A 21,081-nucleotide genomic window follows, 5' to 3' on the forward strand; every position below is an offset into this window, starting at 1 on the left:
CGTGGGGCGGCTCGTCACCGGGACGCGGCTCCGGCTGACCGAACTGGCCCGCCAGCCGCTCACGCTCGTGATGCTGCTCGTCCTGCCGCCGGTCGTCATCGAACTGTACGCCACGGCGGTCGCGTCGTTCCCGCGGCTCCCGACGCTCGGCGCGGCGCCGGCCACCGTCGGCCGCATGACCGGCGCGCTGTTCTCCGTCGCGTTCCTCGCCGGGCTGGTCGGGCTCTTCCAGGTCATCAGCGCCCGCGGCGGCGACGAGCGCGCCGCTGTCGCCGGGTTCCCGCGCTGGGCGATGCTGACGACCCGGCTGCTGACGATGTGCCTGCTCGCGCTCGCCGGAGCCGCGGTCGCGTTCGGCGCGTTCAGCCTCCACGAACAGGTCGCCTCACCGGCTGAGGCGTTCGCCGCGCTCGTCCTCGCGGCGCTCGTCTACGGCCTGCTCGGCGTCGTCATCGGGTCGCTCGTCCCGAAGGAACTCGAAGGGTCGATCATCCTCGTGTTCGTGGCGGACATCGACAACGCGCTCTCCTCGGGGCTGTTCCCCGTCGAAGCGTCGATGTCGCTCCCGGTCGTCGGGGCGGTCGGCGTCACCGACTTCGTCCCGCTGTACCACCCGCACGAACTGTTCACGGCGGCGGTGCTCGACGGCGCGCTCCCCGCGTCCCACCTCGTCCCCGCGGTCGGCTGGGTCGCGGCGCTGCTCGTCCTCGCGTTCGCCGCGTACGGCCGCGCGACCGGCGCCGGAACCGGCGGGGGACGCGGAGGTGCGCGGTGACCCGAATCGGCGCGGCGGTGCGGAGCGGCGCGGCCGAACTCCGCCGCACGCCGCTGCTGCTCGCCCTGCTGGTCGTCGCCCCGGCGTACGTCATCTACGTGTTCACCGCGGTCGCGCCCGCCGGAACCGCCGTCGTTCACGTCTCCGGCACCACCGTAGCCACGCCGCTGAAGCAGGCGTTCCCGGCGTTCACCACGCCGATGACCGCGGCGCTGCTCACCGGCATCACGGGGCTGTTCGTGATGCACTCCGCCGCGGCGGCCGACGCCCGGCTCGTCGCCGCCGGCTACCGCGCTCACCAGGTCGTGCTCGCTCGACTCGGCCTGCTCGTCGGCGTGACCGCCGTCGCGACCGGCGTCTCTGTCGCCGTGATGCTCACCGCGTTCGACCCGGCGCACCTGCCGTGGTTCGTCGTCGGCACGGCGCTCACCGCGCTCGTCTACGGGATGGTCGGCGCGCTCGCCGGCGTCCTGTTGAGCCGGCTGCTCGGCGTCTACCTCGTCCTGTTCGGGTCGATGATCGACCTGTTCGTCTTCCAGAACCCGCTGGCGACCGACGCGCCCGCGCTCGCCCGGCTCCTCCCCGGCCACTACCCGCTCCAGGTCGCGATGCAGGCCGGGTTCGTCGGCTCCGTCGACGCCGGCGCGGTCGGCGGAACGCTGCTGGCGCTCGCCGTGCTCACGGCCTGTACCGCCGCGGCGTTCTTCTCCGAGATGCGGGTCGACTGACCTCGGGCGGCGTGCTGTGAACAGCACTCGGGGCCGGGCGTCGCGAGCCGTTCCGCGTCCGCCGTCGGCTACTCGGCCGGTTCGAGCGTCACGCGTTCGGCTTCGACGTCCTCGACGAACGCGCCCTTCCCGCCGACGCTCACGGTTTCGCCGTCGACGTCGACGAGCAGCGAGTTCTCGACGGGGAACGTGTTGTTCCGCGGCTCGACGAGTCCCTGCCGGACGCCGGTCACCGCGCCGGTGAGGGTGACGTCGCTGCCGTCGCCGACCCACGACCCCGCGACGCGGGCGACTATCTCGGTCTCCTGCCGGAGGTGGAGCGCGCTCTGGAGGATGGCGGCGCGGAAGTCCGTGTACGTCGCCGGGAGCGGCTCGGGGTCGGCGACGAACACCTCGTCCGCCATCGGCCAGTAGTTCCCGAAGAACGAGCCGACGATGACCGGGGCGAGCTGCTGTTGGGTGAACGCGATGGCGCGCTTGCCGCTGTTCGACCGGGCGACCATCTCGGCGGGCGCGACCAGCCCGGAGCGCCGGTCGACGGTCAGCATCGTCGGCATCGGCTCGCGCCACGCGCGGACGGCGTGCGCCAGCCCGTCGAAGTCGTACGACTCCGGGTCTTCCACGTTCGTGACGACGAGCAGGGCGGTGGCGCCGCGCTCCACGGCGGCGCGGAGGGCGTCTGCGACCTCGTCGAGGTGGGCGGCGGGAATCGACAGCGTCACCTCCTCGTCGGCGGTGGCGATGCGTTCGGAGATGCGTTTCAGCACCGTGACGCGCGCCTTGATGACCTCGAACTGCTCGGACTCGGGGGCCGCCGCAGAGTAGCGCTCTTCGAGGGCGGGCTGCATCGACTCGACCTGGTCGGTGAGCGTCTCGACGACCTCGCCCGGCGGGTTCGCGCGGATGGTCGTCGGCACGACGTGGTCGTTCACCTCGACGAAGCCGCGCTCTTCGAGCTTCTCGCTGATGGAGTAGACGTACCGCTTGGAGACGCCGGCGTCGTCGGCGACGTCGCTGGCTTTCGCTTCGCCGTGTTCGAGCAGCGTCAGATACGTGTCGATTTCCTTCTCGGAGAGCCCGAGCCGGCCCAGTAACTCGGAGAGGGAGCCGTCGTCCATTACGGGAGTGTAGGGCGGACGGCCGCCTTAATTACTCGGTTCGGAGGACTACGGCGTCGGAAACGGCGACTGACCGCTCGCCGGTCGCGACGTCGTCGCCGCTCAACAGGTCGGTGCCGTCGACCGGCTCCGGCAGCGTGACCGACGCGGCGTCCGCGGCGAAGTTCAGCGCGACGACGACCCGGTCGTCGCCGTCGTCGCGGGCGAACGCCACCGCCGAATCCGGCGCGTCGTAGTCGATGCGTTCGACGTCGCCGTCGCGGAGCACGTCGTGGTCGTCGCGCAGCGCGCCGAGGTCGCGGTGGAACTCGGTGAGGTCGGTGTCGCCGTCGTGCCACGCCATCGGGCCGCGGTACTCGGTCATGCCGCGCTCCTGGCCGTAGTAAATCATCGGCGCGCCCGGGAGGACGAACGGCGTCGCCGCGGCGGCGCGGAGCGGCGCGGCGCCGCACTCGTCGAGGTAGCGGTCCTCGTCGTGGTTCTCGACGTAGCGCAGGTGGACGGCGCCGTCCGGGAAGCCGACGGCGCGGGCGTCCTCGACGGCGTCGAGCACGGCGTCGGCGGGTTCGTCGCCGGCGCCGACGTCCCGGAGCGCCCCGTACAGCGTCGTGTCGTAGTGCATGTGGAACTCGGACTCGTGGTACGCCGGGTCGCGCGGAATCGTCTCGTCGAGCAGCAGGAAGTCCGCGGGGGTGCGGTCGTGGACCTCCTTCCAGAAGCCGTGCGGGACGCCCCACGCGACGTCGCAGCGGAAGCCGTCCACGACGCCGCTCCACTCGTCGACGACGTCGAGCAGCCAGTCGCGGACGGCGAGCGACCCGAAGTTCAGGTTCGGGATGTGCGTCCAGTCGAAGTAGTACTGTGCGCCGACGTCGTTGTCGCGCGGCAGGTAGTAGTCGTCGTAGTCGTCGACGCCGGCGGCGAAGAACTGGAAGAACGGGTGGTCGCGGGAGGTGTGGTTGATGACGAGGTCGAACACGACGCGGATGCCGGCGTCGTGGCAGGCGTCGACGAACGACTCGAACCCCGCGCGGGAGCCGAGGTCCGAGGCGGTCTCGAAGTAGTTCGTGACGTGGTAGCCGTGCGTCGTCGGGCTCTCCAACACCGGGGTGAGCCAGACGCAGTCGACGCCGAGCGACTCCAGGTACGGGACGCGCCGCTCCAGTTCCGCGAACGTCGTGTCGGGCGTCTCGCCGGCGAATGACCGCACGAATATCTCGTACACGGTCGGTGACGCCGCCCACTCCGGCGGGTCGTTCGGCCGGACGACCGACGACTCGCTCCCGGTCGACTCGTCGCCGGGGCGGACGTCGACGGTGTCGGCGACGCTGTGGCGCTCACCGACCGCGACGCCGTGGACGCGGAGCCGGTCGGGCGCCTCGTCGACGGGGACGCGGAGCGTCCGGCCGTCGACGGTCGCCGCGTCGGCCGGCAGCGAGTCCCGGTCGTCCACGAAGAACTCCACGTCGACGTCGTCGTCGCCGCGGTCGCTGTCGACGGCCGCCGACGGCTCCGCCGTGACGACGACGTGGTCGCCGTCGACCGTCGCGTCGAGCCGGACGCGGGGGCGGCCCGGGCCGGGGACGGTGAGGTCGTCGCGCACCTGGTCGTGGAGGTCGTCGTCGATGCAGAAGCCGTACGGGTAGTGGCCGGGCGGCAACTCGGTTTCGAACGCCCACGTGTCGCCCTCGCGGACGGGGCGGTCGGCGCCGACGAGCCGTTCGTTGAAGTGAGAGACGAGACACAGCGATTCGAGCTCCGAGGCGGGCACCGGCAGGTCGTCGACGTGGAGTTCGAACCGGGCGGGTCGGCGTTCGTCGGGGAAGACCCGGACGGTCTGGGTGAACGACCGGGTCGGGCCGTCGAGTCGGAGCCGGTACGTCCCCGGCTCGGCGGGCGCGAACTCGACGACCGGGTCGTCGGGCACGGAGGCGGCGACGCCGTCGGGCGCGTCGGCGACGGTCCAGGTGTAGTCGGCGTCCGGGTCTGGCGCACGCGGGGCGAGTTCGACGGGCTCGCCGACCGACGTGAATCGCGGCGGGCCGGGGTGTCGCATACGGTGTGGCGTGGCCCCGGACTACTTGACCGTTCCCCTTTCGGTGAATCTGTGAACTAATAGTATACCAAATTTTATAGCGACGTGTTCCCTCCGCGTTCGTGATGCAGCTTCGCGACGCCCTCGACGACTACAAGCGGCACCGGGACGCCGCCACGCGGTTCCCGGGCGAGCGCCGCAGCACGGCCGGGTTGCTCACCGGGCAGCGCGGCCGGCTCGTCCACGTCGGCGCCAGCGGCCGCGTCCGCGACTACAGCTACCCGCTGGTCGGCCTGAACGGAATCGAACGCTCGCGGTTCGCGGTCCGGACGGACGGCCGCCTCCGCTGGCTCGACGACGCCGACGCGACCCAGCACTACCACGCCGACACCGACCTCGTCGTCACCGAACACGCGCTCCCCGAGGGCGACGTGACCCAGTACGACCTCGCGGTGGACGCCGCACACCTCACCCGGTTCGAGACGGAGCTCGACTGCACCGTCGTCGCCTACTACGGGCTCGCGCCCGACCGGCAGGAGACCCAGATCGGGCAGCTCCGGCACGACCGCAGCGTCGAGGTGTACCACGCCGACGAACACGACTACCTCGCGAGCACCCGGCCGTTCGAGGCGGTCACCGGGCAGACCCCGGCGCAGTTCGCGGAACTGCTCGGCGACGACCCGGTGACGCACCCGCGGCCCGTCGCCGACGGCCGCTACGAGGAGGGCCGGCTCAGCGGCGACGTCGTGGTCGAAGTCGACGCCGACGGCGGCGCGACGCTCTGTACGCTCCTCACCGACGTCACCGACACGCCGCGCGAGGCCGCCGTCGACGCCGTCGACGCGAAGCTCGCCCGGTTCGACGACGCCGCCGCGTTCGTCGCCGCCGCCGAAGACCGCCGCGTCGCCGTCCCGGACGACACGCCGGACCGCGACGCCGTCGTCGCCGACCTGCGCGTCCTCGGACTGCTGTCCGCGCCGAGCGGCCGCCGCATCGCCGGCCCCGACTTCGACCCCTTCTACGCGTACTCCGGCGGCTACGGCTACACCTGGTTCCGCGACGACGCCGAAATCTCCGGGTTCCTCCGGGACGCCGCCGAGGCCTTCGACCTCCCGCTCGACGACTGGCACGCCCGCAGCGCCCGCGGCTACCTCGACACGCAGCGCGCGGACGGCTCCTGGCCGCACCGCGTCTGGCCGCACGACGGCCGGCTCGCCCCCGGCTGGGCGAACGCCCGCATCGAGGGCGGCGACGACGCTGACTACCAGGCGGACCAGACGGGCAGCGTCGTCGCGTTCCTCGCGGACTACCTGCCGGACGCGCCGCCCGACCTCGCGTCGGACATCGAGGACGCGCTGGTGACGGCCGTCGACAGCCTCGACGACACGCTCGCCGCCGACGGCCTCCCGGTGTCGTGTCAGAACGCCTGGGAGAACATGACGGGGCGGTTCACGCACACCGCCGCGACGTTCCTCGAAGCGTACAGCGCGGCCGCGGCCGCGCCGCTCCCGGACGACGTCACCGCCCACGCGCGCACGCAAGCCGACCGCGTGTACGACGCGCTCGACGACCTCTGGGTGGCCGACCGCGGCGTCTACGCGCTCCGGCTGGACGACGGCGCGCTCGACGAGCGGTACGACTCGGCCGCGCTGTCGCTCGCCGCCGCACACGAGGCGTACGCCGCCGTCGGCGACGTCGACGCGGCGCGCCGCGACCGCCTGGTCTCACACATCGAGGGGACCGTCGACGGGCTTCGCCGCGACCCGTCCCCGGCCGTGGGCGGCCTCGTCCGGTACGAGGGCGACGAGTGGCGGCGCCGCGAACAGCCGGCCGAGAAAATCTGGACCGTCTCCACCGCGTGGGGCGCACACGCCGCCGCGACGCTCGCGGCGCTGCTCCGGGACGCCGGCGACGACCGCGCCGACCGGCTGGAGCGCCGCGCCGAATCGCTGCTCGACGACGTCGGGACCGACGGCCCGCTCGCGACCGCCAACGGCTACCTCCCCGAGCAGGTGTTCGACGACGGCACGCCGGACAGCGCGACGCCGCTCGGCTGGCCGCACGCGATTCGGCTCGCCACGCTCGCCGCACTGCGCGCCCGGCCCGCCGCGGTCTCCGAGCGAGTCACGAACTAAGTCCGCGGAACCCGCGGAGGCCGCGTCGCCGTCGCGGTCGCCGTCGCGGCTGCGTTTCGAATCCGCGGCTCGAACCCGGATTCAGGCTCGGTTTAGCCGTAGCTCCGGCTCTGTTCGGATTCGGCGTGAGGGCGGTGGAGAAGCGTCGTCGCCGCGGCGTTGCGGCCGCCTGGTCAGACCGTCGCGGCCGGCTCGGCGGGTTCGGTGAGCGCCTCGCCGGTGGCGCTGTCGAACAGGTGGAGGCGGTCTTCGTCGAACGCGACGGTGATGGAGTCGCCCGGGTCGGGGTCGACGTCGGCGGGGACGCGGGCGATGAACTCGTCGGCGACGTCGAGGTGGAGGTAGTTGTCGGAGCCGATGGGTTCGACGACTTCCACGGTCGCGGTGACGGCGTGGTCGTCTTCGGGGTCGGCGGGGTGGACGTCCTCGGGGCGGACGCCGAGCGTGAGCCGGTCGTCCGTTTCGAGCGGCGCGGCCTTCGCGTCCGAGAGCCGGTAGCTGAACGGGTCGTCGACGCCGTCGAGGACGCCCGCGCCGGAGACGGTGACGTCGAGGAAGTTCATCGACGGGCTGCCGATGAAGCCGCCGACGAACCGGTTCACCGGGTTCCGGTACACCGCGGTCGGCTCGTCGACCTGCTGGAGGTCGCCGTGGTTGAGGATGACGATGCGGTCGCCCATCGTCATCGCCTCCTCCTGGTCGTGGGTGACGTAGACGGCGGTGATGCCGAGTTCGTTCTGGAGCCGCTGAATCTCGGTCCGCATCGTCGTGCGGAGCTTCGCGTCGAGGTTCGACAGCGGCTCGTCGAACAGGAACACGTCGGGTTCGCGGACGATGGCGCGGCCGAGCGCCACGCGCTGTTTCTGCCCGCCGGACAGCTCGTCCGGCTTGTCGTCGAGCAGCTCCTCGATGCCCATCATCTCGGCGGTCTCGCTGACGCGCTCGCGCCGCTCCTCCTTCGTGAGGTCGGTGCTCATCCGGAGGCCGAACGCCATGTTCTCCATGACGGTCTTGTGCGGGTACAGCGCGTAGTTCTGGAACACCATGGCGACGTCGCGGTGTTTCGCGTGCGTGTCCGTCACGTCCTCGCCGTCGATTTTGATGGTGCCGCCCGTCGGCGTTTCGAGCCCGGCGATCATGCGGAGCGTCGTGGTCTTCCCGCAGCCTGACGGGCCGACGAGCGTGACGAACTCGCCGTCTTCGATGTGTAAATCGAGGTCGTCGACGGCGACGATGTCGCCGCGGTCGAACTCCTTGCGGAGTGAGTCGAGCCGGAGGTCTCCCATGAACGTGTGTGGGCGTTTGGCGCAGTATAGTTCTTTCTCCTTCTGACGAATCTGTGAGGCGAAATTTCATAGCAAATTTTCGCCGCGGTATTTCGGCGGTATTAGACGGCTCGAGCCCCGAAAACGTTCGATTTCGGTCGTTCCGTCGACGAGAAACGTCACGAACATCCCTAACTATTAAATAGGTAAGGAAATATCTCGTAATAGATTACGACGATGGTGCATGACCGCAGACAAGTCGTGAAGCAGATCGGCAGTATCGCCGCGGTTGGAACGCTCGCTGGCTGTGTCAACGTCAGCTCCGGCGGCGACCAGACGCCCACCGGGTCGAGCGACGACGCCGGCGACTCGTCGACCCCGACCGACACCGGGGCGAAGGCGTCGCTGTGGCACGCGCGCTCGGAAGGGCCGCAGGAGACCCTGAAGTCGAACGTCGCCACGTACGAGGAGTCGTCGCCGAACACGGTGGCGCTGTCGAAGATCTCCGACCTCGAAAAGAAGACGACCGCGACCATTCCGGCCGGCAACGGCCCGCACACGTTCGACTGGGCGCACGACTGGGTCGGCCGCTACTCCGAGAACGGCTTCCTCAGCGACCAGTCCGGCTCGCTCGACATCACGCCCTCCGAGGAGTACACCGGCACCGCCGTCGACGCGGTGAAGTACAAGGGCGGGCTGTACGGGCTGCCGTACGCCGCCGAAACCGTCGGGCTCGTCTACAACACCGACCTCGTCGACGGCGCGCCGAAGACGCTCGACGAGATGGAGCAGGTCATGAAAGACCATCACGACCCGGCGAACGGGAAGTACGGGCTCTCCTACCCGATGAACCCCTACTTCTGCTCGGCGTGGGTGCACGCGCTCGGCGGCTTCTACTACGACGAGGAGAACGACGAACTCGGCCTGACGAACGACAGCACCGTCGAGGCGTTCAAGCTCATCCGCGACCGCCTCTACAAGTACTCGCCCGACTCCGTCAAGTACAACGCGCAGGCCGCCGCGTTCGCCGACGGCAACGCCCCGTTCGCAATCAACGGTCCGTGGTTCGTCGGCACCGTCAAGGGGAACGTCCCCGTCGGCGTCGACGGCTTCCCGACGGTCGGCGGCGACGCGCCCGCGCCGTTCACCGGCGTGAAGATGCTGTACTTCACTACGCGGATGGGCAGCGACCCCGAAGCCGCCACCGCCGCCCGCGACTTCGCGCAGTGGTACACGACGAACACGTCCGTCCTGAAGGGGCTTGCGAACGACCACGGCTACGTCCCGGTTCACACGTCGCTCACCGGCTCCGACGACCTGCCGGCGACCGTCAAGGGCTACTCGAAGGCCGTCCAGCAGGGGACGCCGACGCCGACGGCGCCGAAGATGGCCGACGTCTGGGACCCGGTCAAGAGCGCGATTCAGAGCATCATGACCGGCAACAAGGACGTGAAGCCGGCGCTCGAAACCGCGACCGAGCAGATCACCTCCGCCTGGGAGTAAGGCCATGACCACTGGGCTCTCTGCGGTCGAACGGCTCGAAACCCTCGCCGGGGACGTCTTCGACAAGGACGACCTGCCGCTGCTGCTCGTCCTGCCGGGGCTGTTCCTGTTCGCCGCGTTCCTGTTTTACCCCATCGCGTACTCGGTGTACCTGTCGTTCACGAACGCCGGGCCGACGACGATTTTCGCCGGCAACATGCAGTTCGTCGGCCTCCAGAACTACGCCGAAGTGCTCGGCGACCCGCTGTTCTGGTACTCGATGGGGAAGACGTGGCTGTTCGTCGCGGTCAGCGTCACCTCCAAGATCGGGCTCGCGATCGGCGTCGCGCTCGTCCTGACGAGCCGGTTCGTCGTCGGCCGCCGCGTCTACCGGTCGCTCATCATCGTCCCGATGGGGCTGCCCGCCATCTTCACCATCACCATCTGGCAGGGCATCTTCAGCTCCGCGAACTTCGGGCTCGCGAACCAGGTGCTCGCCGCCGCCGGCTTCGGCGCCGTCGGCTGGCTCTCCGGCGAGTGGACCGCCTTCGCCGCCTACGTCGTCACCGAGGTGTGGCTGGCGTACCCGTTCATGGTCATCATCATCGTGAGCGCGCTCCAGGGCGTCCCCGAGGAGCTGCACGACGCCGCGAAAGTCGACGGCGCCGGCTACCTCCACCGGTTCGTGCACGTGACGCTGCCGGCCATCAAGCGGCCCGTGCTGTTCGCGTCCATCCTGACCGCGGCCGCGTCGTTCCAGCAGTTCCTCATCCCGTTCGTGTTCAACGACGGCGGCCCCGGACGCACCAACCAGCTGCTGCTCGTGTACGGCTACAAAGAGGCGTTCCGGTTCGACAAGTGGGGGAAGGGCGCCGCCATCATGGTCGTCACGCTGCTGTTCATCGGTGCGTTCATGTTCCTGAACGTCTGGAAGGGCCGGCTCGCTGAGGGGGTGGACGACGCATGAGCGGCGGCATCACCGGCCGCGTCGTCGCCGACCTGCGCCGCGTCGCCACCGCCCCCGGCCGCGCGGCCCGCGAACTCCGCTACGTCGCCGTCGGCCTCGCGACCGGCGAGGTGTCGCCCGGCGAACTGCTCCGCCGCGTCGTCGCCACTGCCGGCGCGCTCGGCGTCGTGAGCGCCCTGCTGTTCCCGCTGTACTGGGTGTTCCTGGCGTCGCTGAACCCCGGCGACTCCTCGCTGTTCTCCACGGACGGATTCACGCTCGTCCCGACCGACCCGTCGCTCGACGCCTACCGGTGGGTCATCGGCGGCTTCGAGATTCCGTCGTTCCAGGTCGGCGTCGGCGCGCTCGGCTACCGCGTCACGGTGACGACGCCGGCCGTGTCGTCCGCCGTGAACTGCGCACAGTTCGACACCGGCTGCTCGCAGTTCCCGCTGTTCCTCTGGAACAGCATGACGGTCGCGATTCCGACCGTGATTCTGGCGATGTGCGTCGTCGTCCCGGCGGCGTACGCGCTCTCGCGCCGCCAGTTCATCATGCGGTCGAAAATCCTGTACGGCTACGTCCTGTTCACGCAGGTCGGCGGCGGACTCGGCATCGCGGCGCTCATCGCGCTGTACGCCCTGTTCGTCCAGTTCGGCCTGACGAACAACAAGCTCGCGCTGGCCGCGTACTACGCCGCGACGGCGGTCCCGTTCAACACGTGGCTGCTCAAGACGTACATGGACAACATTCCGACGTCGTACGAGGAGGCCGCCCTGATGGACGGCGCGCCGTCGTGGCGCGTCGTCTGGGAGGTCATCCTCCCGCTGTCGAAGCCGGGGCTCGCGACCGTGTTCATCTTCACGTTCCTCACCGGCTGGACGGAGTTCATCGTCGCCCAACTGCTGCTGTCGACGGACAAGTACACGCTGCCCGTCGGGCTGTTCGGCATCGTCGGCCGGTACTCCATCCCGTGGGCCCGGTTCGCGGCGTTCGCGCTGACGTTCGCGCTCCCGATCATGCTGGTGTACCTGTTCGCCCAGCGCTACATCGAAGAAGGGCTCTCCTTCGGTGGAATGGAAGGCTAGGCGCGCCCGGACTCACGTCCTCCGTGTCACTTCTTCTCGCCGCCGTTCACTGCCGTTCCGATACCCTCCGACAGCAGTCTGCACGAGCGCTGCCCGAAATCCGCGACGAATCGGAAGTTAACACATATATCCGACCACCGCGTGTTCCCATTTCGTATGCAGTTCTGCGACGAGTGTGGTTCGGTGATGCACACGGAGGGCGACACGTGGGTGTGCCGCTCCTGTGAGCACGAGGAGCCGCGGGACTCACACGCAGAAGCGTCGATGACGACCCTGGACGGACAGCGGGACGACGGGGCACCCGCCGTGGCCGACGCGACCCAGGGGTCCACCGAGACCGTACAGGAGCCCTGTCCGGCGGACGACTGCGACAGCGACCGGGCCGACTACGAGATGCTGCCGAAGCCGGGCGGCTCCTACGAAGTCCGGCTGTTCACCTGCGTCGAGTGCGGCCACAAGTGGCGCGAGTCCTGACGGCGCATCCAGCGAACCCGAAACAGTTGATTCACCGACTCAGCGACCTGTTCAACATCTCCGGCACGGAAGGGAGGAAGCCGCTGTGGTGCGTCGAACCTCCGTACTCAGCACGAAGTTTGTATCACTTTTGAGGGTTTCAACAGGGCCTTCTGTTCCGCTCGCGCTCCTGTTCCGCTCGCGCTCCTGTTCCGCTCGCGCTCCTGTTCCGCTCGCGCTCCTGTTCCGCTCGCGCTCCTGTTCCGCTCGCGCTCCTGTTCCGCTCGCGCTCCTGTTCCGCTCGCGCTCCTGTTCCGCTCGCGCGACGACGTCGCTTCCGTGGCCCGCCGTGCCGTCCGCTCTGTCCGCCCGTCTGCCCGCTTCGCCTATCGGTTCTGACTGCGGTGCGCTCCGCCGGCCGAAAAACACAGGCCGCCCCCCGTCGATGGTGTCGGCGTGTACGACGACATCCTGCTGCCGGCCGACGGGAGCACCGGCGTGGACGCGGCGATTCCGCACGCGAACCGGCTGGCGGAGGCGTTCGACGCGACCGTCCACGTGCTGTACGTGGCGGACACGAACCTCGACAGCGTCATGACCGGGCCGGAGGGCGCCGTCGACGTACTGGTCGAGGAGGGCGAACGGGTCACGGACGACGTCGCGGACGACGTCGCCGCCGGCGTCGACGTCGTCACCGAGGTCCTGCAGGGCGACCCGTACCGGACCATCGTCGACTACGTCGACGAGTTCGGAATCGACCTGGTCGTGATGGCGACGCACGGCCGCGAGGGCCTGAACCGCTTCCTGCTCGGCAGCGTCACCGAACGCGTCGTCAGAACCGCGGACGCGCCGGTGTTGACGGTGCGGCACGGCGACGAGGCGTGACGGTCGGTGCGAGCGCGCAGTCGGAGTCAGGTGCCGAACTCGAAACGGCGACTACTGCCGTCGGTCCGCGGCGGCCGACAACGTCGCCGCATCCGGTTCGCCGGCGCTACTGCAGGTAGGAGGGGTCCTCGGCGTCGCAGTTCTCCTCGTGCTGTTTCGCGTCGGTTCGGTCGTCGAACAGCAGGCCGCAGGCGTCACACTGGTACCAGGTCATGTCGTCGCGCTCCGTCTCCGAGACCATGCGTGCCACTGTGTGCCGTGGCGGTAAATCGGTACCGGCGGTTCTCGGCGCCGCCGAGTCACCTCAGAAGTCGGGGAGGTCGTCGGGCGCTTCGAACTCGCTCTCCCAGTCGACGTAGTCGGCTTTCAGCACCTCACAGACCTCCTGGCCGAACTCGGTGAGGCCGGCGTTGATGGCGGACACCTGCGACCACCGCTCCAGGTCCGGGTGGAGGTCGCGCTCCTTCCAGTCCTCCGGGATGCCGGGCGCGTGGTAGCCGACGCGGTCCGCGAAGTCGTCCCAGAAGAAGTCGAACCGCTCGACGAGCCCGAGGTCCTCGACGATTCGCCACTCCGTCTCGTCGACGGCGGCGGTGGCGGCCCACTGCTCGAACGCCTCTTCCCACGCGCCGTCGCGGAGGAACTCCTCGAGGTCGGCGCGGTGGTACTCGTCGCCGCCGACCTCGGTGTCGTCGTACTCGCTGGGGTCGACCGTGTTCAGCGTCGGCGGGTCCGGCGGCGCGACGTCGAGACTCATGGCCGCGGCTAGCCGCCCGCCGGCCAAAGGCCTGCCGGGTCCGCAGGCGGGCGACGCGCCCCCGCCGACGGCCGCGGCCGCGAGCGCCGGAGTTAACCACGGCGCGGCGAACCGACGGGTATGCCTTCCAGACGCGAGTTCCTCGCGGCCGTCGGCGCGGCCGGCGCCGCCGGCGCGGCGGGATGCGTGCGAATCGGCGGCCGAACCGGCTCAGGCGCCCCGGTCAGCGGCGCAGACGTCGACGACTCGGCGACCGCGGCCGTGTACGACCGCGTCGTCCCGTCCGTCGTCGGCGTCCGCGTGTACGACGACTCCGGGCCGCTCGCCAACGGCTCCGGGTTCGTCACCGACGACGGCGTCGTCACGAACCAGCACGTCGTCGCGGGCGCCAGCCGCGTGAAACTCCGGTTCCACGGGAACGTGTGGCGCGACGCCGACGTCGTCGGCACCGACGCCTACAGCGACCTCGCGGTGCTCTCGCCGGCGGACCGCCCCGCGTCCGCGACGCCGCTCGGCTGGGTCGACACGTCCCCGGAGCCGCCCGTCGGCACCGACGTGCTCGCCATCGGGACGCCGTACGGCTACGACGGCTCGGCGTCTTCGGGCGTCATCAGCGGCGTCGACCGCCTGCTCCCCGGCCCGAACGACTTCCAGATCGCCGACGCGGTGCAGACGGACGCCGCGCTCAACCCCGGGAACAGCGGCGGGCCGCTCGTCACCATGGCCGGCAGCGTCGCCGGTGTCGTCAACTCCGCCGGCGGCGAGAACATCGGGTTCGCCATCTCCGCGGCGCTCGCCAAGCGCGTCGTCCCGGCGCTCGCCGCCGACGGCGACTACGACCACTCCTACATGGGCGTCCGGCTGCTGGAGGTGTCGCCGACCGTCGCGGCCGCCTACGGACTCGAAGACGTCGGCGGCGTCGTCGTCACGCAGGTCGCAGACGGCGGCCCGTCCGCCGGCGTCCTCCGCGGCAGCGACGGCACCGACGTCGTCGACGGCGTCCGCGTCCCGACCGGCGGCGACGTCATCGTCGGCATGGCCGGCCGCGACGTGGAGACGCAGGCGGACCTCTCGAACGTCCTCGCGCTCCGCACGTCGCCGGGCGAGACGATTCCGGTCCGCGTCCGCCGCAGCGACGCCGCCACGACGGTCGACCTGACGCTCGGTGCCCGCCCGGAACCCTGACCGCAGACGCCCCCGACGCGACCGTCGCAGCCGACGGTCCTGCCGGCGCGCCGTGACGAACGACTATTGTGCTGGCCGGCGAAGCCGCCGCTCGTGCGCACGCTCGCCGACCTGGAGGAGACGTTCTGGCAGCGGCACGCGAACCCGAAGAGCGGCTGGAGCCGGGTGCTCGTGCTGCCGGTGCTGCTGTACGCCGTGTATCGGCAGCGCTGGCGGCTGGCGGTCGCCGCGGTCGCGTTCACGCTGCTGAACCCGTTCCTGTTCTCGCCGCCCGAGACGGACGACGCGTGGATGACGCGCGTGGTGCTCGCCGAGCGCTGGTGGACGGCGGAGTCGGACGCCGGCCTGTTCGACGCCTCCTACCCGAACGTCCTGAACCTCCTGAACGTCCCGGCGTCCGGCTACGCGCTCGTCGCCGCCGCCCGACGCCGGCCGATTCGGGCGGCCGCCGCCGGCGCCGCGTCGATGCTGCTGAAGTTCTGGTACGTCGCCGAACTCGTCCGCCGCTACGACGCGGAACACTGACCGCTCGGAGCGCAGCGGTTCGTCGGTCCGCGAAAATCCGGGTCGTCGTCGCGGTCGCGGCCGCAGTTCCGGCCGCGGTCAGCGTCGGCCGCGGTTTCGGCCGCGTCCGCGTCGGTTACCGGCCGCGGTCGTCTGCGCCGCCGTCGGTCGCCGCGGCGGAGGTGTCGCCGTCGAAGTCGAAGGCGGTTTCGCCGGTTCCGTCCGGCACGTCCGCGCCGCCGTCGATGTCGCCGTCGACGAGGTCGTCGATGTCGTCGGCGCCGGCGGCGTCAGCCTCGAACTGCCGGGTGAGTTCGCGGAGCGCGCCGGCGCGCCGGGCGACCCGGTCGACCTCCTCGCTCACCTGACTCAGCGAGGCGGCCTGCTCTTCGGCGGCCGCGGAGACGGTCTGCGCCTCGGAGGCGGTCTCCTCGCTCACCGTCGCGACCTCCTCGGTCATCGTGACGACCTCCTCGGTCGAGGCCGCCTGGTCGTCGGCGGCGGTGCTGATGGACTGCACGCCGTCGTTCGCCTCCTCGACGCGCTCGACGACGTTCGACAGGGCGCCGAGCCCGGTTTCGACGGTTTCGGCGCCGTCCTCGATTCTCGAACGCATCCCCTCGATGTCGTCGACGGCCTCGTCGCTGGACGCCTCGACGCGCTCGATGAGGTCGGCGATGCGCTGAGTCGCCTCGCGGGTCTCCGTCGCGAGCGACTTCACCTCCTCGGCGACGACCGCGAAGCCGTCGCCCTCGGCGCCGGCGCGGGCCGCCTCGATGGAGGCGTTCAGCGCCAGCGTGTTGGTCTGCTCGGCGATGCCGTCGATGAGGTCGACGATCTCGCCGATTTCTGCGATCTGCGAGTCGAGGCTGTCGACGGTTTCGACGGTGTCGACCGCCGCGTCCTCGATTTCGCTCATCTCGTCGAGCGCCTGGTCGGCGAGTTCTTCCCCCTCGACGCCGGTCTCGGCGGCGCTCTCGGACAGCGAGGCGACCTCGTCGGCGGTCGCGGCGACCTCCTCGACGGCCGCCGACAGCTCCGACATCTCGTTGTTGACCTCGGTGAGCCGCTCGGACTGGGAGCCGGCGCCCGCCGAAATCTCCTCCGTCGAGGAGGCGACCTCCTCGCCGGCGCGTTCGACCTCGGCGACGCCCTGTTCGGCTTCGACGCTGGCCTCCGCGACCTCCTCGGCGACGCGGTCGACGTGGCCGACCGTCGCTTCCAGCTCCGTGAGCATCTCGTCGAAGGCGTCGGCGACGTCAGTCATCGTCTCGTGGTCCGCGCCGCCCATCCGGACGGTGAGGTCGCCGTCTGCGGCGCGCTGCATCGCCCGGTCGAACGACTCGGCGTCGCGCTGCAGCGTCTCGTTGGTCTCCTCCATCTCCGCGATGAGCGACGACAGGTCCGCCCGCATCGACGCGAGCGACGCGCCGAGCCGACCCGGGACGTCCTCGTCGAGCACGTCCGCGTCGAAGTCGTTGTTCGCGACGGCGTCGGCCTGCGCGGACGCCGTCGAGAGGTACGAGGCGACGTCGCCGAACGCCGTCTGGACCTGCCCGACCTCGTCGATGCGGCCCGTCTCGCCGCCGGCGACGTCGTCGGTTTCGCCGTTCGCGAGCGCCGTCGCGCGGTCACGGAGCCGCCGGAGCGTCCGCGCCGTCGTCCGCCCCATCGTCGCGCCGACGAGCAGGAAGCCGCCGAGCGCGATTCCCGTCAGAATCAGGAAGCCCTGCGTCACCGTGTCGCTGAGCGCGTACGCCGACTCGGTGGGCCGCGTCTCGACGACGACCCAGTCGGTGCCGGAGACCGGGGCGTACGCCATGACGTTCCCCGTCGACTTCGTCTCGTGAACGCCGACGCTCCCGGCGCCGCCCGCGTTGACCGCGTAGGAGTCCTTCCCCTTCTGGTAGGGGTCGCCGATGAGCGAGGAGTCCGCGGCGAGGTGGACGTTGCCGCCGGTCGAGTCGACGACGAAACTGCTGTGGCCGTCCGAGCCGCGGAGCATGATGCCGGCCTCGATGGCGTTGTACGAGACGACGACGGCCTCGTTCGTTCCGGGCACCTTGCTGGCGAAGGCGATGCGCTGGGCGCCGTTGTGCATGAACGACTTGGAGACGATGGCGCCGTCGGTCGGAGCCGTCTGGAGACCGGCCGGTCCGGTTTCCGACTCCGTGTTCTCCCACGTGAGGTAGTCGAGTTGCTTCCCGGCTGCGCCCGCCGTCGTGCTCGCGAGCACCTCCTTCGAGTCGACGTCGACGTAGTGAACCGCGTCGACGCTCGCGGGGAGCCGCTTCGACTCCGCCGACAGCAGCGACTGGACCTCGCTACCGTTGCGTTCGGCGGCGAGCTCCGAGAGGAACCTCGTCGTCTGTTTCTGTGAGTCCAGCCACTTGCTCAGCGTGTCGGCGGACTGCATCACCGACGACTGCATCTGGTTGTTCACGTCGTGGCGCAGCTCTTGGTCGACGTTCGACTGCAGAACGAAGCCGGCACCCGCGACCGCGACCAGCGCGACCACCGTGAGAACCGCGAACTTCCGCAAGTACGTCCGCCGAATGATGTCGGGAGCGATTCGCATGGCTGCTGATTCTCCTTCGGTGGTTTACGTGCTACTCCCCGATTCTCAGTACCGAAACCTACGCGCGTTTCGGTTTCCCCGCTCCTATCGGGAACAAACAAAGTGACAGGGACTCACATTATCGTCGCTTAATACCGAACCACCACCACAGACTCTTGCGGCGTGAAGGCGCCCGTCCGTCCGGCTATTCGTCGAGCCGGTCGGAGATGTCCCGGAGCTGTTCGCGCCGCGCCTCGACCGCCTCCTGCCGCAGCGCCTCCTCCTCGGGCGACGGACACTCGATGTCCGGCACCGGCGTCGGCGTGCCCTCGTCGTCGAGCGCGACGAACGTGAAAAACGACGACGTGGTCTGCCGCTCGTCGCCGCTCAGCGGGTCCTCCGCGCGGACGTCGACTTTCACGTCGATGCTGGTCCGCCCCGTGTTGAACGCGTACCCCTCGATGACGGCGACCTCGCCGAGGTCGATGGGGGCGATGAAGTCGACGTGGTCCATCGACGCCGTGACGCACTGCTTGCTCGAAAACCGCATCGCGGAGATGGCGCCGCAGATGTCCATCCAGTGGAGCACCGCGCCGCCGAGCGCCCGCCCGAGGAAGTTCGTATCGTTCGGCAGCAGCAACTCGGTCATCTCGGTGTACGACTCCGACAGCGAAACCGTGGCCGCCTCGCTCATGCGGCACCGTTCTGTCGCCACCGATTTCAACCCCGGCAATCCGCCTCGACTCGCCCGCCCGCCGTCACCAGTAGTCGTCGCCCAGGTCGTCGTCTCCACCGTCTCCGCCGTTCCCGCCGTCATCGGCGTCGTCCGGGTCGCGTTCGCGGTCAACGTCGGCGTCGACGTCCCGGCCGAGTCCGCGGTCGACGTCGTCGGGTTCGCCGAGGCGGCTCGGGCCGTCGGGCGCGTCCGGGCCGTCGAGTTCGATGGCGTCCGCGGGGCGCGCGGCGTCGTCGAGCACCTCGTCGGCGACGAGAATCGGGCACTCGACGCGGGTCGCGATGGCGATGGCGTCGCTCGGCCGGACGTCGAAGACGAACGGGTCCGGCTCGCCGTCCTCGTAGCGCTCCGCGTCCAGTTTCCCGTAGAAGGTGCCGTCGGCGAGGTCGTCGATGCGGACGGCGTCGAGCGCGCCGCCGAACTCCGTCACGACCTCGACGAGCAGGTCGTGGGTCAGCGGCCGGTCGAACTGGTCGCCCTCCAGCGCCTGCCGAATCGACCGCGCCTGGTCGGGCGTGACGAAGATCGGGAGGTACTCGTCGCGCGCCCGCAGCAGCACGACGGGGACGTCGTCACCGCGGGGACCCGCTCCGACTCCGATGCCGACGACCTCGGCCTCGTGGTTCATACTCGGTGTTTGTCGCGACGGTACGAATAGTTGGCGCGCTGGGCGGCGCTACGGCGGCGCGACGACGTGGACGCGGAGGTCGTTCACGTTCGTCCCGGTCGCGCCCGTCCGGACGACCGCGCCGCCGACCGATTCGAGCAGCGACAGCGAGTCGCTGTCCGCGAGCGCCGCGTCCGCCGCAGCCGCCCCGACGCCGCTGAGCGTGTCGCCGTCGACGACTGCGCCCGCGGCGTCGGTCGAGCCGTCCCGGCCGTCCGTGTCGACCGCGGCGACCGCGATTCGCGCGCCGACGTCACCGTCCCGGTCCGGGTCCGCGCCCGCCAGGTCGCGTGCGGCGGCCAGCGCGTACTCGGTGTTCGGGCCGCCGCGGCCGTCGCCGGTGACGGTCACGGTGGTTTCGCCGCCCGTGAGCAGCACGGTCGCTCCGCCGTCGGCGGCGTCGCCGCAGGCGGCGACCGACCGGGCGAGCGCCGCTCCCTCGCGTCCCCGCCTGCTCGCCTCGCCGACGACTCGTTCGGAGACGATTCGGGCGTCTGCGCCGCGGCTCCGCGCTGTTTCAGCCGCGGCGGCGAGCGCCGTCCCCGCGTCCGCGACGACGACGTTCCGTACCCGGTCGAACGCGCTGCCGTCGGCGCTCGGCGGCGGCTGCGCGTCCCGGAGGTGACGCCTGACCGCCGGCGCGTCGACGCCGTGCCGGTCGAGCGCGTCGACAGCGTCGGCGGGCGCCGAGCCGTCGGGGACGGTCGGGCCGCTCGCGACGACCGCCGGGTCGTCGCCGACGACGTCGCTGACGAGCAGCCCGACGACCGCCGCCGGCGCCGCTGCGGCGGCGGCCCGGCCGCCCTTCACCGCGGAGAGGTGCCGCCGGACCGCGTTCACGTCGCCGATAGGGGCGCCCGCGTCGAGCAGCGCGCGCGTGACGTCCGTCACCGCATCGAGACCGAGGCCGGCCGCGGGGGCTTCCAGCAGCGCGCTGCCGCCGCCCGTAATCGGCGCCAGCACAAGCGTCCGGTCGTCCGCCGCGCGGAGCACGTCGAGCGCGCGCTCGGTCGCGCCGACGCCGGCCGCCGTCGGCGTCGGATGACCGCCGGGCGCCAACTCCACCGGCCCCGCCCGCCCCGCTTCGTCCGCGGGGACGACTACGACGCCGTCGGCGACGCGGCCGTCGAGGGCGTCGACGAGCGCCCGCGTCAGCCCCGCCGCGGCCTTTCCGCCGCCGACGATGACGACGTCGTCGAACGCGCCGAGGTCGTAGGTCGCGCCGTCGACGCGGAGCGCGTCGCCGTCGACCGAGACGGCTCGCTCGACGGCGCGTCCGGGGCGGGCCGCGCGGACCGCGGCGTCGACGCACGCCAGCGCCAGTTCGCGGGCGTCGGTGCCGCCGAGCGAATCGCGGTTCCGAATCACGGCCGTCGCTGCGGGCGCGCGGCGGATAAATCGCGCGCCGACGCGGATTCGTCGCGCGGTGTCACCGCGCCGCCTGCCGGCCCCGTCGGTCCGAGTTCACGAACCGTCGGGGTCGGCGCCGTATCGGCTGAGCGCCGCGAAGTAGAGTTCGTACAGCAGGTAGATCGGGAGCCACCAGATGAGCACCAGGGCGACGACGCCGGTCGCTGTGCCGAGCAGGCCGTCTCCACCGGGTGCTGTGCGGACGAACAGCAGGACGACGAACCAGAGCGTCAGCGCCTGGAAGAACTGCCATCGGTTCATGGAGGGTGAGCCGTCGTTTCGCCGCCGCTGACAAAACGCTTCTTCAACGGGTCGCCGCTCTCGTTTCGCGGCGCAGACGCCACGCTGTCTCGCC

General features: G+C 70.7%; 19 protein-coding genes and 1 pseudogene. 10 read left to right on the forward strand and 10 right to left on the reverse strand.

Annotation, left to right across the window (positions count from 1 at the left end; genetic code table 11):
• Position 1 precedes the first annotated feature (1 nt).
• On the forward strand, positions 2-775 hold the full coding sequence (locus ACQUS7_RS07845) for an ABC transporter permease (RefSeq protein ID WP_435146149.1): 774 nt from the start codon (positions 2-4) through the stop codon (positions 773-775).
• Complete coding sequence (locus tag ACQUS7_RS07850; RefSeq protein ID WP_435125772.1) at positions 772-1,503, forward strand: hypothetical protein; 732 nt, start codon at positions 772-774, stop codon at positions 1,501-1,503. The genes ACQUS7_RS07845 and ACQUS7_RS07850 overlap by 4 nt, the downstream gene beginning before the upstream one ends.
• A gap of 68 nt (positions 1,504-1,571) precedes the next feature.
• On the opposite strand, the gene ACQUS7_RS07855 is transcribed toward ACQUS7_RS07850, so the two are convergent.
• Both ACQUS7_RS07855 and ACQUS7_RS07860 read right to left on the reverse strand, forming a co-directional pair.
• The gene (locus ACQUS7_RS07855) at positions 1,572-2,621 is read right to left on the reverse strand and encodes a TrmB family transcriptional regulator (protein ID WP_435125774.1); all 1,050 of its coding nucleotides are present in this window, start codon (positions 2,619-2,621) and stop codon (positions 1,572-1,574) included.
• A gap of 31 nt (positions 2,622-2,652) precedes the next feature.
• Positions 2,653-4,677 (reverse strand): alpha-amylase family glycosyl hydrolase, encoded by a 2,025-nt coding sequence (locus ACQUS7_RS07860; protein ID WP_435146152.1) that lies wholly within the window; start codon positions 4,675-4,677, stop codon positions 2,653-2,655.
• A 104-nt stretch (positions 4,678-4,781) separates the two neighbouring features.
• Between ACQUS7_RS07860 and ACQUS7_RS07865 the strand changes: the two genes are divergently transcribed.
• On the forward strand, positions 4,782-6,791 hold the full coding sequence (locus ACQUS7_RS07865) for a glycoside hydrolase family 15 protein (RefSeq protein ID WP_435125779.1): 2,010 nt from the start codon (positions 4,782-4,784) through the stop codon (positions 6,789-6,791).
• Between the two features lie 173 nt (positions 6,792-6,964).
• Here ACQUS7_RS07865 and ACQUS7_RS07870 read toward each other — a convergent pair whose 3' ends face one another.
• Positions 6,965-8,077, reverse strand: coding sequence for an ABC transporter ATP-binding protein (locus ACQUS7_RS07870; RefSeq protein WP_435146154.1), 1,113 nt, complete (start codon positions 8,075-8,077; stop codon positions 6,965-6,967).
• A 216-nt stretch (positions 8,078-8,293) separates the two neighbouring features.
• On the opposite strand from ACQUS7_RS07870, the gene ACQUS7_RS07875 reads away from it, so the two are divergent.
• From ACQUS7_RS07875 to ACQUS7_RS07895, 5 genes are all read left to right on the forward strand, one after another.
• Entirely contained in the window at positions 8,294-9,559 is a 1,266-nt protein-coding gene (locus ACQUS7_RS07875) for an extracellular solute-binding protein (protein ID WP_435146156.1), read from the forward strand.
• 4 nt (positions 9,560-9,563) lie between these two features.
• Positions 9,564-10,505 (forward strand): carbohydrate ABC transporter permease, encoded by a 942-nt coding sequence (locus ACQUS7_RS07880; RefSeq protein ID WP_435125786.1) that lies wholly within the window; start codon positions 9,564-9,566, stop codon positions 10,503-10,505.
• The gene (locus tag ACQUS7_RS07885; RefSeq protein WP_435146159.1) at positions 10,502-11,572 is read left to right on the forward strand and encodes an ABC transporter permease subunit; all 1,071 of its coding nucleotides are present in this window, start codon (positions 10,502-10,504) and stop codon (positions 11,570-11,572) included. The genes ACQUS7_RS07880 and ACQUS7_RS07885 overlap by 4 nt, the downstream gene beginning before the upstream one ends.
• A gap of 156 nt (positions 11,573-11,728) precedes the next feature.
• Positions 11,729-12,046 (forward strand): RPA12/RPB9/RPC11 RNA polymerase family protein, encoded by a 318-nt coding sequence (locus ACQUS7_RS07890; protein WP_435125792.1) that lies wholly within the window; start codon positions 11,729-11,731, stop codon positions 12,044-12,046.
• Between the two features lie 435 nt (positions 12,047-12,481).
• Positions 12,482-12,910 carry a universal stress protein gene (locus ACQUS7_RS07895; RefSeq protein WP_435125795.1) on the forward strand — a complete coding sequence of 143 codons (429 nt, stop codon included), beginning with the start codon at positions 12,482-12,484 and terminating at the stop codon, positions 12,908-12,910.
• A gap of 106 nt (positions 12,911-13,016) precedes the next feature.
• Here the strand turns inward: ACQUS7_RS07895 and ACQUS7_RS07900 are convergent, their stop codons facing one another.
• On the reverse strand, positions 13,017-13,151 hold the full coding sequence (locus ACQUS7_RS07900; protein WP_435125797.1) for a DUF7128 family protein: 135 nt from the start codon (positions 13,149-13,151) through the stop codon (positions 13,017-13,019).
• Positions 13,152-13,214: 63 nt separating this feature from the next.
• Entirely contained in the window at positions 13,215-13,667 is a 453-nt protein-coding gene (locus ACQUS7_RS07905) for a hypothetical protein (protein WP_435146162.1), read from the reverse strand.
• A gap of 120 nt (positions 13,668-13,787) precedes the next feature.
• Here ACQUS7_RS07905 and ACQUS7_RS07910 point away from each other — a divergent pair, with 120 nt between their 5' ends.
• Both ACQUS7_RS07910 and ACQUS7_RS07915 read left to right on the forward strand, forming a co-directional pair.
• Positions 13,788-14,852 carry a S1C family serine protease gene (locus ACQUS7_RS07910; protein ID WP_435146164.1) on the forward strand — a complete coding sequence of 355 codons (1,065 nt, stop codon included), beginning with the start codon at positions 13,788-13,790 and terminating at the stop codon, positions 14,850-14,852.
• A 93-nt stretch (positions 14,853-14,945) separates the two neighbouring features.
• Complete coding sequence (locus ACQUS7_RS07915; RefSeq protein ID WP_435146166.1) at positions 14,946-15,377, forward strand: DUF6653 family protein; 432 nt, start codon at positions 14,946-14,948, stop codon at positions 15,375-15,377.
• A gap of 115 nt (positions 15,378-15,492) precedes the next feature.
• Here the strand turns inward: ACQUS7_RS07915 and ACQUS7_RS07920 are convergent, their stop codons facing one another.
• The 5 genes and pseudogenes from ACQUS7_RS07920 to ACQUS7_RS07940 form a co-directional block, all read right to left on the reverse strand.
• The gene (locus ACQUS7_RS07920) at positions 15,493-17,934 is read right to left on the reverse strand and encodes a methyl-accepting chemotaxis protein (protein WP_435146168.1); all 2,442 of its coding nucleotides are present in this window, start codon (positions 17,932-17,934) and stop codon (positions 15,493-15,495) included.
• 184 nt (positions 17,935-18,118) lie between these two features.
• Positions 18,119-18,607, reverse strand: coding sequence for an acyl-CoA thioesterase (locus ACQUS7_RS07925; protein ID WP_435125807.1), 489 nt, complete (start codon positions 18,605-18,607; stop codon positions 18,119-18,121).
• Between the two features lie 217 nt (positions 18,608-18,824).
• Positions 18,825-19,277, reverse strand: a pseudogene (locus ACQUS7_RS07930) (bifunctional nuclease family protein); the annotation flags it as partial.
• Between the two features lie 48 nt (positions 19,278-19,325).
• Positions 19,326-20,681: a glycerate kinase type-2 family protein gene (locus tag ACQUS7_RS07935; RefSeq protein ID WP_435146400.1), complete on the reverse strand. Its 1,356-nt coding sequence runs from the start codon at positions 20,679-20,681 to the stop codon at positions 19,326-19,328.
• 99 nt (positions 20,682-20,780) lie between these two features.
• On the reverse strand, positions 20,781-20,987 hold the full coding sequence (locus tag ACQUS7_RS07940; protein ID WP_435146170.1) for a hypothetical protein: 207 nt from the start codon (positions 20,985-20,987) through the stop codon (positions 20,781-20,783).
• Between the last annotated feature and the right edge of the window lie 94 nt (positions 20,988-21,081).

Source organism: Halobaculum sp. P14 (assembly GCF_051195155.1).
GTDB lineage: Archaea > Halobacteriota > Halobacteria > Halobacteriales > Haloferacaceae > JBNTKA01.